Source organism: Devosia sp. (genome assembly GCF_036563435.1).
In the GTDB taxonomy this organism is placed as follows: domain Bacteria; phylum Pseudomonadota; class Alphaproteobacteria; order Rhizobiales; family Devosiaceae; genus Devosia.
Window position 1 is genome coordinate 709,431 of sequence record NZ_DATCMJ010000018.1, and the last position, 13,079, is coordinate 722,509.

Below are 13,079 nucleotides of genomic sequence, written 5' to 3' on the forward strand. Positions count from 1 at the left end.
GGACAGCTCGACGGCCTAAGGTGAAACATGACCAAGATCATCGGCCTTTCCACGCACGATCTGCGCTTCCCCACGTCCCAGTCGCTGGACGGCTCGGACGCCATGAACCCGGACCCGGACTATTCGGCTGCCTATGTCGTTCTGGCGACGGACGGAGCGCATGAGGGGCACGGCCTTACCTTCACCATTGGGCGTGGCAACGAGGTAGTCGTGGCTGCAATCAAGGCCCTGACTGACCGTGTCGTTGGCCTGGAGCTAGACTGGATCGCCGCTGACCCAGGGCGTTTTTGGCGGCACGTCACCGGCGACAGCCAACTCCGCTGGATCGGCCCGGACAAAGGGGCCATGCACCTGGCGACCGGCGCAGTGGTCAACGCCGTCTGGGACTTGCTGGCCAAAGAGGCAGGCAAGCCAGTCTGGCTCTATGTCGCGGAGATGAGTCCCGAGCAGCTCGTTTCCATAATTGACTTCCGTTACCTCACCGACGCCATCACGCCCGATGAAGCTCTTGCCATCTTCCGCAAGGCCGAAGCCGGCAAGTCCGAGCGCATTGCCACCCTCAAGGCGGAAGGCTACCCTTGCTACACCACGTCAGCCGGCTGGCTCGGCTATAGCAACGAGAAGCTGACGCGCCTTGCCACCGAAGCGGTCGAAGCCGGGTTCAACCACATCAAGATGAAGGTCGGCCGCGACCTCGACGACGACATCCGCCGCCTCGAGATCGTGCGCAGGATAATGGGCCCCGATCGCTACCTGATGATCGATGCCAACCAGGTCTGGGAAGTCGACCAGGCCATTGACTGGGTCAATCGGCTCAAGCCCTTCAACCCATTCTTCATCGAAGAACCGACCAGCCCCGACGACGTCGAAGGCCATCGCAAGATCCGCGACGGGGTCGCTCCGGTGAAAGTCGCCACCGGCGAGATGTGCCAGAACCGCATCCTCTTCAAGCAGTTCATCGCTCGCGATGCTATCGACATCGTGCAGATCGATGCCTGCCGTATCGGCGGGCTCAACGAGGTGCTCTCCGTGCTGCTGATGGCAGCCAAATATGGCAAAGCCGTCTGGCCGCATGCCGGTGGCGTGGGCTTGTGCGAATATGTGCAGCACCTGTCGATGATCGATTATCTGGTCGTATCCGGCACAAAGGAAGGCCGGGTGATCGAGTATGTCGACCACCTGCACGAGCATTTTCTTGAGCCCTGCGACATCCAAAATGCGGCCTATATGCCCCCCAGGGGGCCAGGATTTTCCATCCAGATGAAACCCGCATCCATTGCCGCTAACGAGTTCAGAGGCTGACCCCATGCAAACCCGTCCCCTCGGCCGCACCGGCCTCGACGTCACCACGATCAGCTTTGGCGGCGGCGGCATCGGCAACCTGTTCAAACCCTCCACACGAGATGACGCGGAAGCCACTCTCCAGGGCTCCTGGGAGGCCGGTATCCGTTTCTTTGACACCGCACCACGCTATGGCCATGGACTCAGCGAACGGCGCCTGGGCGATTTCCTGCGCGACAAGCCGCGTGACAGCTATGTGCTCTCGACCAAGGTCGGGCGTCTGCTGACCCCGCTGCGCGGTCGCACCATGACCGACTACGGCTTTGCCGATCCCCTGCCCTTCGAGCAGGAATATGACTACAGCTATGACGGCATCATGCGCTCCTTCGAGGACAGCCTGCAGCGCCTCGGCCTCGACCAGATCGACGTGCTCTACATGCACGACATCGGCCGCGACACCCATGGCGACGCCAACGAGCATTGGCAGCCTATCGCCTTTGATGGCGGCCTCAAGGCGATGACGCACCTTCGAGACCAGGGGCTGGTCAAGGCCATCGGACTCGGAGTGAACGAAGTGCAGGTATGCCTCGATGCGCTTGAGCATGCCGACCTCGACTGCTTTCTTCTTGCCGGCCGTTATTCACTGCTCGACCACGCGGGCGCCGCCCCGCTGCTCGATGCTTGCCGTCAGCGTGGTGCCAGCCTCGTTGTTGGTGGCGTGTTCAATTCGGGCATTCTTGCGACGGGACCAAAGCCGGGTGCCATGTTCAACTATGCCCCCGCCTCAGAGGAAATCCTCTCGCGCGCCCGGCGCATCGAGCAGGTTTGCCAGGCGCACAACGTCCCGCTTGCAACCGCTGCACTGCATTTCCCCTTCCGCAGCGACGTGGTCGCCTCGGTGCTTCTCGGCGTTTCCAATACGCGCAATCTCGAGCGCAATCTGAGCGGACTATCCGCCGAAATTCCGAAGGAACTTTGGGCAGACCTCCAAGCAGAAGGATTGTCGGCACAAGCTGCTTGATCTCCATTTGGCAGCTTCCGCTACTCGCGCGAGGTGCCAAACCTGTCCCCCGTCAGCACACTCCTTTGGTGAACCCATGCTCAAGAACATCCCGCCCCTGCTCGGTCCGGAACTGCTTTTCGTGCTTCGTGCCATGGGCCACGGCGACGAAATCGTGCTCGCGGACGCAAACTTCCCCGCCCAGTTCCTGGGGCCCCGAACCATTCGCGCCGATGGCATTCCGGTGACCGATATTCTCGATGCCATTCTTAGCGTCATGCCGTTAGACGATTTCGTTGAAGAAGCGGCCATCAGCATGGCGGTGGTCGGCGATCCCACTGCCCGCCCGCCGATCTTCGGCGAGTTCGAAAGCCTTCTTGCCCGCCACGAACCCGGCAAGACCCTTTCGACCATCGAACGCTTCGCCTTTTACGACCGCGCCAAGAAGGCCACCTGCGTAGTGCAGACCGGCGAAACCCGTCTTTATGGCAACATCATTCTCAAAAAGGGCGTCATTCGTCCGGCCTAGCCGGCATGGGATGCTCTGCTGACTTCGAGATGGCCTAAGCGGTTCGCCATCACCGTCCAAGGCTGGGGAAGTACTCGCTGGCGGTGGGCGCCAGAAGTTCGGGGATGTCGGCCAGTTTTACGGTGAGCACGTCCTCGGTGCAGGCAAAGATGGCGTGCGGCAGATCCTCGAGGCTGAAGATGGCTGTGTCGCCGGGGCCAAAGCGCACTCCCAGGTTTGTGGTGATCAACTCGTCGATGTCGCAATCCTCCGATGCCTCGCGGCGGTGATGCGCGAGGACATAGTCGATCAAGGGCTCTCCGGGGCCCCAGAGATACTGGTCAGGATCAGCCAATGCTGCCGTCTGATCGATTGCACTGTCAGCGTCGGCTTCGATCCGGCTCGTGGCTACCCAATGCTTGAACACTCGGCCGAGGGGCAAAGTCCCCCCCGTTTTCACGTCGATGATGAAGCTGTCGAAATGATTGTTGGGATGAGCGCCGCCGCACCAGGTGCTGCCCGCTTCGGTCCAGCCCATCACCGTGGGGGAGAGATAGGAAACGGCGATGATTTCCCCGTCATAGTCGCCAAGCGAGCCGCTCTCGATGCTGGAGTCGTAAGGCGAATAGGAGAACCCGGCATAGTCGTTGTTCAGGCACGAAAAGGCGGCGACATTGATTGCGGCATGGCGCGACGCCAGAGCGCGGTTGGCAGCATCGGGCGAGCTGCCATCGACCAGCGCCACAACACGCGGGAAACCAAAGATGGTCCGTGGATCGGTGACGAAGCGAAGCTGGGAGCCATCGATATCCTGAATGGCACCTTCCGTAAGGCTCACGTCCATCTTGGCATGTTCATAGGGATGCGTCACGGCTGTAACCGGATCGCCATAGGCATGAATGCGGAAGAACGCACTGTCGGCCAGCCCCATCGGGCTGTTTTCGGTATCCTTCGGGAGGGTGCGACGGCCGATTTCAGCAAGCCGGATGTCCAATGACTTGCCACTCTTGCCAACCGGTATCCACTGACCTTCCAGGCTGGTCCCGTCGGCTGCCAAGGTGAGCGCCCAGTGGGCGCCTATCGGCGGATCGGAGATGGTGCCGTTCTCGTCAGCAATGCAGGTCTCTTCAGTGCAGGGCGCTTCTTCGGCAAACTCAAAGCTGTCGATGCCATCTACATTGTGCAGCGGGATGTCGCCACCAACACGAAGATAACTGTAACGCCCCTCCATCATGCCTTCATCGGGGTCGCTCAATTCGACGATGACCTCGCTGCGGCCCACCGTGCCCTTGTAGGTGATGGCCTCCAGAGCCGGAACGGAGGTGGTGACCAGTAGGGCACTCGACAGGCTAACGCAGCTTATGGACAGCATCCTTGCCATCGGTGTCTCCTCCCGTTTCGATGCCCGCACGAGGCGTGGGAGCCTCGATCCTCGCGCACTAGATACACTCGGGGCAGCATGGCACACGGCTGAAACAGCGCTATGCCACGAGTGCCGACTTCATGCGTCTAGTGCAAAATCGTATCGGGTGTGCATTCTGGTGACCCTTCATGACGGGACCCGCTGATCTACTGGGCGCACTCCCTGGCTTCAGTGCAAAGAGGTTCGCTCCCAGAGGCCGGGTTTTGCGTTTGCGCCCTTACGCCGCCCTGCCCCTGCCGCGCAGGCGGCGAACATTTGACTGCACATAAAGCACGATGCCGACATGCACGCCCACGGCAACGGCGATGGCAACGATCTGCTGCAGCAGCGTCACAGGAGTAGCGGCCAATACGGCCTGGCTGCCCCAGAGGCCCAGCGGCAGGAACAGGATAACTGCGGTGATCAGGCCCGGATTGTAACGGCGGGTTGCGACAGCCGGCACGATATGGACCAGCGCATTGGCCAGCAGCGTATAGAGCCCGATCAACCCCCAGCCCAGGTCGGACCGGGCGGCGGCAAAGACCCAGGCATTGACGCTCCAGACTAGGGGAACATTGATGAGGAAGATCGCCCTCGAGGGGAGCACATCCCGGCCCTGCCCCATGAGCTGATTGACGGCCCGGTGAAAGCGGTCGTCGTCATGTTCCTCGTATTGGTGCAGCATATAGGTTGGAATGACGAGGAAGACGAGCGTCAGCGCCAGCGGCCAGCCTTGCGCCAGCACCGGCGTCAGCACCAGCAGCAAAAGGGCAGCCAGAAAGCCCCCATAGACCCAGTTGGCGATCAGACGTCGCAGCATGGCTTCGCTCCCTTCCCAAGCCAGAAAAGCAAAAGGCCGGCACATGGCCGGCCTTCGACATTCCTCTCCGCAGCGCTTACCGCTTGGCAGCAAGGTTCCAGAGACCGGTGACGGTCAGGGCCGCCAGGGCCATCTTGAGGATGTCCCAGACCACGAAGGGCTGGATGGCGCCGGCAAAGGCGGAGGCGACGACGTTGTTCTGGTCGATCCAGCCCGCTTGGCCCGAAAGCGCCAGCAGCCAGACAAAGCCCAGCACCAGCAGCACGGCCTCGGCGGCCACCATGGCCACAAACAGGGTCAGCGGCTTGCCCGAGGCACCGCGGTCGGTTGCATAGCCAACGGCCGCGGCGAGAACCAGGAAGCCGAGGAGGAAACCGCCGGTCGGACCGACGAGGTAGGCGAGGCCGCCGCCGGTGGCAAAGACCGGCAGGCCCAAGGCGCCTTCGAGGAGGTAGAGGGCGACAGTTGCCACGCCGATGCGCAGGCCAAAGGCTGCAGCAAGTGCTGCGATGGCAAAGCTCTGCAGCGTCACCGGCACCGGCCAGACCGGCACGTTGATCTTGGCGCAAATGGTGATGAGCAGCGTGCCGAGCACAACGGTTGCGAGATTGGATGCCAGCTTGGCAGCATCGCCCTTGGGCTGGAACACGCCGAGCAGCGTGTTGGGCGTGGTCAAAGTCACGGCCATTTCGTACCTTCCATGCTTAGATCGAACCGGCGTCCCCTCCCGGGCCGCCCTGGCGTTCATTCACCACCGTCTTAATCTCTCGCCAAAGTGAGCGCAATGGCATCGCCTGTTCCCTCCCTTCCCTTTCAGAAGGATTTCGATCCGCAGTCCGGCGAGGCCGTGGCGGTTGCACCGGGGATCACGCGCGTCACCGCGCCCAATGCCAGCGCCTATACCTTCACCGGCACCAACAGCTTCCTCCTTGGCCGGGAGCGGCTTGCCGTGCTTGATCCGGGCCCGGACGACCCGCGGCACCGTGCGGCCCTCCACCGCGCCATCGGCGAGCGGACGGTGGACGCCATTATTCTGACCCACACCCATCGCGACCACAGTGCCGGTGCCCGCCAGCTAGCCGCCGAACTGCGTGCGCCGCTCTGGTTCGGCGGCCGGCATCGTCTGTCGCGCCCGCTCGGGCGATTCGAGCGCAATCCAATCCGCAACTCCTGCGACTGGGACCTCGTGCCGGACCGGGTCCTGCGTGACGGCGAGTCGATCCTTGCGGGCGACCTGCCCCTCGTGGTGCATGCCACGCCCGGCCATTGCGCCAATCACCTCGCCTTCGCCGCCGGCGACATTCTCCTCAGCGGCGACCATGTCATGGGCTGGAACTCGACCCTGGTTTCCGTGCCCGACGGATCCATGGCCGATTACCTTGCGTCCCTGGACAAGGTCATCGCCCTCCAATGCCGGCAGTATCTCCCCGCCCATGGCGGCCCCATTGCCGACGGCCCTGCCTATGCACAGGCGCTGCGGCAACATCGCGAAATGCGCAACCAGCAGGTGCTGGCGGCAGTCCAGTCCGGCGCGCGCAGCATCGGCGCCGTGGTGCGCAGCATCTATCCGCAGCAGCCGGTAGCGGTCCGCCTGGCCGCGGCCATGACCATTCGCGCTCATGTGGAATACCTGGCCGAGCGCGGCCTTCTCACCGTCGGCCGCGGCCTCTTGGGCCTGCGGCTCACGCCCCGACGGAACTAGCCGTCCGGCACAACCTATTGCGCTTGCGGCGCGGGCGCCTCGGCTTCGCTGTCCGCTTCGGCAGGCTGGTTGGCTGCGGGATTGTCGCGCAAGGTCGTAGTCACGGCCTCATCCAAGGCAGCGAGGAACGCCTCGATCCGCTGCCCATTGCTGCCAAAGTCGTGCAGCGCGTGCAGCGAGGCCGAACGCATGTCCACTGCCGACTGGTCGGCGCTGCCGGTGACGCGCACCACCACCTCTTCGCGCCAGCCCGGCAAGGTCATGATCTGCGCATTGACCTGCCCCACCTCGCCCGGTTCGCTCAGCCGCCGCACGTCCCAGCCATTGTCGGCCACAAGCTGCTGCACCAATGCGAAGGTCGGTATGATTCCCAGCGGATAGGTGCGGGTCTCGACGTTGGGAAACTCCTCGGCCATCTGCACGGCCGAGAGCATGCGCGGCGGGGGCATGGCGGCCGTGCCCGGCTCGAACATCAGCGGCATGGCATCGCGGGCAGCGGTAGCGATATCGGTCACCGCCGGATAACGCATGGCCAGGCTGCCGAAATAAAGAAAGGGCATCAGGGCGATGGTGCCGAACAGGAGGCCCGCCAAGGCCTTGCCCCAGCCCTGGTCGCCCGACCACCAGAGCCGCGCCAGCGCCAGGAGCGAGACCAGCACCGCCACCAGGGCGACAAGCCCGGCGGTGATGGCTGCAGCCATGAAGAGGTCGCTGGTGATCAGCCGGAAGCGATGCAGCAGGACGGCGATGATGACCAGGGGTATGGCCACGCTGCCCAGCCGCCGCGCCCAGATTGCCATTCGCGATGTACGGATCAGTATGCGCAAGGCCGCCCCTTTGAACCCGCGGCATCCTAGCCGCCAGGTGTTGCGCGAGTTTGAAGAATTGCCGGATTGGTGGTTCGTTCCCGGCGCTCTCTACTGGCGCTCAGGGATAGAGCCGCGTGCTGCTCCAGCCAGCCCCGTCGCGCACGAAGCGCACCCGGTCGTGGAGACGATACTGGCCGTCCTTCCAGAACTCGATGCTGGTGGGAACGATGCGGAACCCCGACCAATGTGCCGGACGGGTGACCGGACCGTCGCCGACCTTTTCGGTCAACGCCGCCACTCTCGCTTCCAGCGTTTCACGCCTGTCGAGCGGCCGCGACTGGTCCGACACGGACGAGGCGATCTGGCTGCCCTTGTGCCTGCTGGCAAAGTACTGGTCGGCTTCGGCGGGCGTAACGACCTCGACCGGTCCCCGCACCCGGATCTGGCGCCGCAGCGACTTCCAATGCATCAGCATGGCGGCCTTGGGCTGGTTGAGCAGCTGCCGGCCCTTGGCGCTTTCGAAATTGGTGAAAAAGCAGAAGCCGCGGGTGTCGCGGGCATTGAGCAGCACCATGCGCACGTCGGGCATGCCGTCCTCGTCCACGCTGGCCAGCGCCATGGCATGGGGGTCGTTGGGCTCCGCCTCCTGCGCCAACGCAAACCATTCCTCGAACAGCGCGAAGGGATCGAGATCGGCGCGATCGCCATCGTCAAACAAGCGTTCGGTCAGCGTTTGCAGCATGGTCGGAACATCCCTTTGCGGCTGGAACTAGACAAGGCGTGGGGGCGTGGCCATATAGGACCCGAACATCAGGCGAAGCAACGCCCTAGACATTGAATGGACCAAATGCGCGATCCCTATACCGTGCTTGGGGTGCCAAGATCAGCCGGCGAGAAGGACATCAAGTCCGCCTATCGCAAGCTGGCCAAGAAGTATCACCCCGATCAAAATCCGGATGATCCCTCGGCCCACGGCAAGTTCGCCGAGGCGACCAATGCTTATGATCTGCTCAACGACGCCGAAAAGCGCGCCCAGTATGACCGCGGCGAGATCGATGCCGATGGCAATCCCAAATTCGCCGGCTTCAATCCGGGCGGCTTTGGCGGCACGCGCGGTGCCCGGCCCGGTGCCGCCGGTGCCGGTGGCTTCTCTGCCGAAGACATCCTCAAGGAATTCATGAGCGGCTTTGGCGGCCAGCAGCGTGGCGGCCCCCGCGGAGCTGCAGGCGGGGCCCAGTGGGACCCGTTTGCCGGTGCAGCCGCCGGTGGCGGCGGGCGCAGCCTCAAGGGCGAAGACATCGTGGTCAATGCCACGGTCTCGCTGGAAGAGGCGCATCGCGGCGGCTCGATCTCGGTGCGCATGCCCAGCGGCAAGATGCTGTCGGTCAAGCTGCCCGAAAAGCTCGAAGAGGGCCAGCAGGTGCGCCTCAAGGGCCAGGGGTCACCTGGAATGGGCGAGCCCGGCGACGCCCTTGTCACCATCCGCTTCGAGAAATCCAAGCAGTTCCGCCGCGATGGCGCAGACCTGCGCACCGACGTGCCGATCACCCTCTACGAGGCGGTGCTGGGCGCCAAGGTCCGCGTCCCGACGTTGGACGGCTCCGTCGAGCTCAACCTGCCCCCGGGCATCGACACCGGCAAGGCGCTCCGCCTCAAGGGCAAGGGCCTCTATGGCGACGGCGACCTGTACGTCAACCTCAAGGTCATCCTGCCCCCCGGCGGCGACGCCGACCTCGAGGCCCTCGCCCGCTTCATGCGCGACCAGAAGCCCTACAAGGTCCGGGATTAGTCACGAAACGACCCTACCCCCAATCGTCACCCTCGGGCTCGACCCGAGGGCTCTTCACTTGAGATACGCAGCCCAAATGCAGCCCCCACGGGTCAAGCCCGAGGATGACGGCTGGCAGAAGTCCACATCGTGCTCGCAGTAGCCCTCATGGTGAGGTGCGAGTTCTTCACGAGCCTCGAACCACGAGGGCGTGGGCACTTCACCCCCGCGGCGCTGCAGCCCGGCGCAAGCGATCATTGATGGCCTCGCCCAGCCCCTCGTCAGGAATCGGCGCCACCGCGATCGTACCAACACCCATCGCATCCAGTTCGTGCAACATGGAAAAGAGGTTCCGGGCTGCCTCGCGCAGGTCGCCGCTCGGCGACAGGTTGCGCACTATGCCCGCAAACTGTGGTGCAGCACCAAAGGCCAGATAGGCCTCCTCCTCCCGCGGTCCGCTATTGAGCCGCATCTGCGCATTGGGCGCATAATGGCTCGCCAGCATCCCAGGCGCCGCAATTGCCGCATCGCCTGCAGCAACGGCAACTTCCACCCCAAGCGCGCGCTCGACCTCCTCACGCGCGACCGCTCCGGCCCGGAGCTGGACCAGCCGCTCCCCCTGGATCCGCAGGATCGTGGACTCCACCCCCGCCTGGCATGGCCCGCCATCCAGCACCGGCACCCTCCCGCCAAAACCCTGCCGCACCTGGTCGGCGGTAGTCGGCGACAAGCGGCCGGAGGGGTTGGCCGATGGCGCAGCCAGAGGCCGTCCCACAGCGCGGATCAAGTCCAACGCTATTGGATGATCGGGAATGCGGATCGCCACCGTGTCGAGCCCGGCCGTTGCCACATCGGCAAGGCCGTTGTTTGGTCTTGCCGGCAGAACCAGCGTCAGGCTAGCCGGCCACAGCGCCGCAACCTTGCGCGCAAAGGGCGAGAATTCGGCTACGGTCTCGGCCATGGCCAAGTCAGCGCAGTGGATGATCAACGGATTGAACCGCGGCCGCCCCTTGGTCTCGTAGATCGACAGCACCGCATCGGCATTCGTGGCGTCGGCGCCCAGGCCATAGACGGTCTCGGTCGCGAAGGCGCAGAGCCTGCCCGCGCGCAGGATGGCGGCAGCTTCCGCGACGGTGCTTGGATCGGTTGAGGTCGGGATCATGCGCGTTGTTTGACAATGCCGCCCCGGCGCGTCAAGACGATCGCTCCGATCAGGAGATTTGCATCCCGTGACCACGCTGCTTGTCAGTCAGTCCAACTTCGCCGATCACGCCACGCCCGAGGGCCATCCGGAGCGCGCCGACCGCATCCGGGCCGTCGAGGATGCCCTGAGCCGCCCCCGCTTCGACAAGCTCCTGCGCCGCAACGCTCCCGCCGGCGACCTGCTGCTGGCCGAACTGGTGCATGACAGCCGCTATCTCGCCCGCCTGCGCGATGCACGTCCCGCCGAAGGCATGGGCCAGATCGATGCCGATACCTTCATCTCCGCCAATTCGCTCTCCGCCGTGACCACGGGTCTGGGTGGAGCGCTGGCAGCCCTCGATGCAGTGCTCCTCGGCGAGGCCGACAACGCCTTCTGCGCCATCCGCCCGCCGGGCCATCACGCCGAAATCGCCGCCCCGATGGGCTTTTGCCTCATCAACACCGTGGCCATCACCGCCCGCGAGGCGCAGCGCAAGTATGGCGCCGAGCGCATCGCCATCGTTGATTTCGACGTCCATCATGGCAATGGAACGCAGGACATCTTCAAGGCCGATCCGACGGTATTCTACGCCTCCACCCATCAGATGCCGCTCTATCCCGGCACCGGGCATCCGCGGGAAACCGGCGTCGGCAACATCCTCAATGTCCCGCTCGATGCCGAAAGCGGCGGCGAGGCAATGCGCGACGCCTATCTCACCCGCATCATCCCCGCCATCATCGACTTCTCGCCCGATCTGCTGCTTCTATCCGCCGGCTTCGACGCCCATGAGCGCGACCCGCTGGCCCAGCTCAACTGGCAGTCTTCGGACTTTTCCTGGCTCACGGGAAAGTTGATGGACCTCGCCGATCGCTGCTGCGGCAACCGCATTGTGTCGCTGCTGGAAGGTGGCTATGACCTCAAGGGCCTGGCGGGCGGTGCATCGCACCACGTCGCCATGCTGATGGACGGCGCCGTCGGGCGCCTGGAAGACTAGGAAACTGCCATGGCCGACAATGACGATGTGAAGACCCTCAGCTTCGAGGCTGCCCTCGCCCAGCTCGAGGAAATCGTCGGCAAACTGGAGTCCGGCCGCGCGCCGCTGGCCGAGTCCATCGCCATCTACGAGCGCGGCGAAGCCCTCAAGGCGCATTGCGAAACGCTGCTGCGCACGGCTGAAGCGCGCATCGAAAAGATCACCCTGTCCCGCGACGGCCGCCCCACCGGCACCGAGCCGCTGGACGCCTGAGCGGCACGCCGTCCGTCATGAACAGCAAGACGCTCCGCAACTTCCGCATTCTCCTCTGGACGCTGGTCGCCGTTGTCGCCATCGGCGCCACGGCCTTGGTCGTCTTCCGCCCCCCGGCCCGGCCACTAGGCCTCACGGGGCAGGAATTCGCCCTCAATTCCACCAAGGGCGGCGCCTTCACGCAGGATGACCTCCAAGGCGTGCCGAGCCTGGTGTTCTTCGGCTTCACTTACTGCCCCGATGTCTGCCCCACGACGCTCGCAGAAACCACGGCCCTGCGCGCCGAACTGGGCCTGACCGAGGAGCAGTTGCGCATCATCTTCGTTTCGGTCGACCCCGAGCGCGACACGCTCGACATGGTCCGATCCTATGTGGAAGGCTTCGATCCCACGATCATCGGCCTTGTCGGGCACAATATCGAGCAGACCGAGAACGCCAAGAAGGCCTTCGGCGTGTTTTCGGAAAAGGTCGAGAGCGAGCCGGGCGACCCCTATTATACGGTCAACCACACCGCCTTGACCTTCCTCGTCGATGCCGACGGCGCCTTCGAGGGCACCATCGCTTACCAAGAGGACCACGACACCGCCCTCGCCAAGGTCCAGCGCCTGGTTCAGGGATGAGCGAGCGCATCCGCCTCGACCTTGCCCTCGAGCAACGCGGGCTCCTCCCCAGCCGGGCCCGTGCCCGCGATGCCATCCTGCGCGGCACCGTCACCATCAATGGCGTCACCGCCGACAAGCCCAACCGCATGGTGGGTCGCGAAGACGTCGTCGCGCTCTCCGACCCCGCGGCCAACTACGTCTCCCGCGCAGCCCTCAAGCTCGTGGCCGGTCTCGACGCCGGCGGCATCGATCCCCATGGCAAGACGTGCCTCGATGTCGGCGCCTCCACCGGCGGCTTCACTCAAGTCTTGATGGAGCGCGGCGCCCGGCGCATCTATGCCGTCGACGTCGGCCACGACCAGTTCCACGACCGCCTCAAGGGCAGCGACCGCGTGGTCAGCATGGAAGGGATCAATGCGCGCGACCTGACGCCGGAGACGATCCCCGAGCCGATTGACCTGCTGGTGTCCGACATCAGCTTCGTATCGGTGATCAAGGTGCTGGAAGCGCCGCTGGCGCTCTGTGCAGCGGAGGCCGACGCGGTGGTCCTGTTCAAGCCCCAGTTCGAAGTGGGCCGCAGCAATGTCGGCAAGGGCGGCATCGTCACCAGCGAAGCGGCCATCGAGTTGGCACTAACCGACGTAATCGCCTTCATGCAGAACCAGGGCTTCGCTCACCGCCATTCGGTCACCTCCCCCATCGCCGGCGGCGACGGCAATGTCGAGACGGTGCTGGTGTTCGGGCGGGCCTAGCGCTCC

15 protein-coding genes are annotated in these 13,079 nt (G+C 64.3%); 9 read left to right on the forward strand and 6 right to left on the reverse strand.

The window, feature by feature from the left end:
* Positions 1-27 precede the first annotated feature (27 nt).
* The 3 genes from VIL88_RS15785 (at position 28) to VIL88_RS15795 (ending at position 2,810) form a co-directional block, all read left to right on the forward strand.
* A complete protein-coding gene (locus VIL88_RS15785) occupies positions 28-1,302 on the forward strand; it encodes an L-fuconate dehydratase (RefSeq protein WP_331990535.1) in 1,275 nt (424 codons plus the stop codon).
* A gap of 4 nt (positions 1,303-1,306) precedes the next feature.
* Complete coding sequence (locus VIL88_RS15790) at positions 1,307-2,302, forward strand: aldo/keto reductase (RefSeq protein ID WP_331990537.1); 996 nt, start codon at positions 1,307-1,309, stop codon at positions 2,300-2,302.
* 76 nt (positions 2,303-2,378) lie between these two features.
* Positions 2,379-2,810 (forward strand): RbsD/FucU family protein, encoded by a 432-nt coding sequence (locus VIL88_RS15795; protein ID WP_331990539.1) that lies wholly within the window; start codon positions 2,379-2,381, stop codon positions 2,808-2,810.
* Positions 2,811-2,859: 49 nt separating this feature from the next.
* Here the strand turns inward: VIL88_RS15795 and VIL88_RS15800 are convergent, their stop codons facing one another.
* The 3 genes from VIL88_RS15800 to VIL88_RS15810 form a co-directional block, all read right to left on the reverse strand.
* The gene (locus tag VIL88_RS15800) at positions 2,860-4,170 is read right to left on the reverse strand and encodes a hypothetical protein (protein WP_331990541.1); all 1,311 of its coding nucleotides are present in this window, start codon (positions 4,168-4,170) and stop codon (positions 2,860-2,862) included.
* Between the two features lie 259 nt (positions 4,171-4,429).
* On the reverse strand, positions 4,430-5,011 hold the full coding sequence (locus VIL88_RS15805; protein ID WP_331990543.1) for an HXXEE domain-containing protein: 582 nt from the start codon (positions 5,009-5,011) through the stop codon (positions 4,430-4,432).
* A gap of 76 nt (positions 5,012-5,087) precedes the next feature.
* Entirely contained in the window at positions 5,088-5,699 is a 612-nt protein-coding gene (locus VIL88_RS15810; protein ID WP_331990545.1) for a biotin transporter BioY, read from the reverse strand.
* A gap of 96 nt (positions 5,700-5,795) precedes the next feature.
* Here VIL88_RS15810 and VIL88_RS15815 point away from each other — a divergent pair, with 96 nt between their 5' ends.
* Positions 5,796-6,713, forward strand: coding sequence for an MBL fold metallo-hydrolase (locus tag VIL88_RS15815; RefSeq protein ID WP_331990547.1), 918 nt, complete (start codon positions 5,796-5,798; stop codon positions 6,711-6,713).
* 14 nt (positions 6,714-6,727) lie between these two features.
* Here the strand turns inward: VIL88_RS15815 and VIL88_RS15820 are convergent, their stop codons facing one another.
* Both VIL88_RS15820 and pdxH read right to left on the reverse strand, forming a co-directional pair.
* Entirely contained in the window at positions 6,728-7,540 is an 813-nt protein-coding gene (locus VIL88_RS15820) for a DUF1499 domain-containing protein (protein WP_331990549.1), read from the reverse strand.
* A gap of 100 nt (positions 7,541-7,640) precedes the next feature.
* Positions 7,641-8,264, reverse strand: coding sequence for a pyridoxamine 5'-phosphate oxidase (gene pdxH / locus VIL88_RS15825; protein WP_331990551.1), 624 nt, complete (start codon positions 8,262-8,264; stop codon positions 7,641-7,643).
* A 105-nt stretch (positions 8,265-8,369) separates the two neighbouring features.
* Here pdxH and VIL88_RS15830 point away from each other — a divergent pair, with 105 nt between their 5' ends.
* Entirely contained in the window at positions 8,370-9,311 is a 942-nt protein-coding gene (locus VIL88_RS15830; protein WP_331990718.1) for a J domain-containing protein, read from the forward strand.
* 199 nt (positions 9,312-9,510) lie between these two features.
* Here VIL88_RS15830 and VIL88_RS15835 read toward each other — a convergent pair whose 3' ends face one another.
* On the reverse strand, positions 9,511-10,452 hold the full coding sequence (locus VIL88_RS15835) for an L-threonylcarbamoyladenylate synthase (RefSeq protein WP_331990553.1): 942 nt from the start codon (positions 10,450-10,452) through the stop codon (positions 9,511-9,513).
* Between the two features lie 67 nt (positions 10,453-10,519).
* Here VIL88_RS15835 and VIL88_RS15840 point away from each other — a divergent pair, with 67 nt between their 5' ends.
* From VIL88_RS15840 to VIL88_RS15855, 4 genes are read left to right on the forward strand one after another with little or no spacing between them, the layout of a single operon-like run.
* Positions 10,520-11,467 (forward strand): histone deacetylase family protein, encoded by a 948-nt coding sequence (locus tag VIL88_RS15840; RefSeq protein ID WP_331990555.1) that lies wholly within the window; start codon positions 10,520-10,522, stop codon positions 11,465-11,467.
* Between the two features lie 9 nt (positions 11,468-11,476).
* Positions 11,477-11,719, forward strand: coding sequence for an exodeoxyribonuclease VII small subunit (locus VIL88_RS15845; protein WP_092180342.1), 243 nt, complete (start codon positions 11,477-11,479; stop codon positions 11,717-11,719).
* Between the two features lie 17 nt (positions 11,720-11,736).
* Positions 11,737-12,339 carry an SCO family protein gene (locus VIL88_RS15850; protein WP_331990556.1) on the forward strand — a complete coding sequence of 201 codons (603 nt, stop codon included), beginning with the start codon at positions 11,737-11,739 and terminating at the stop codon, positions 12,337-12,339.
* The gene (locus VIL88_RS15855) at positions 12,336-13,073 is read left to right on the forward strand and encodes a TlyA family RNA methyltransferase (RefSeq protein ID WP_331990557.1); all 738 of its coding nucleotides are present in this window, start codon (positions 12,336-12,338) and stop codon (positions 13,071-13,073) included. Before VIL88_RS15850 ends, VIL88_RS15855 begins: the two co-directional genes overlap by 4 nt.
* Positions 13,074-13,079: the final 6 nt, after the last annotated feature.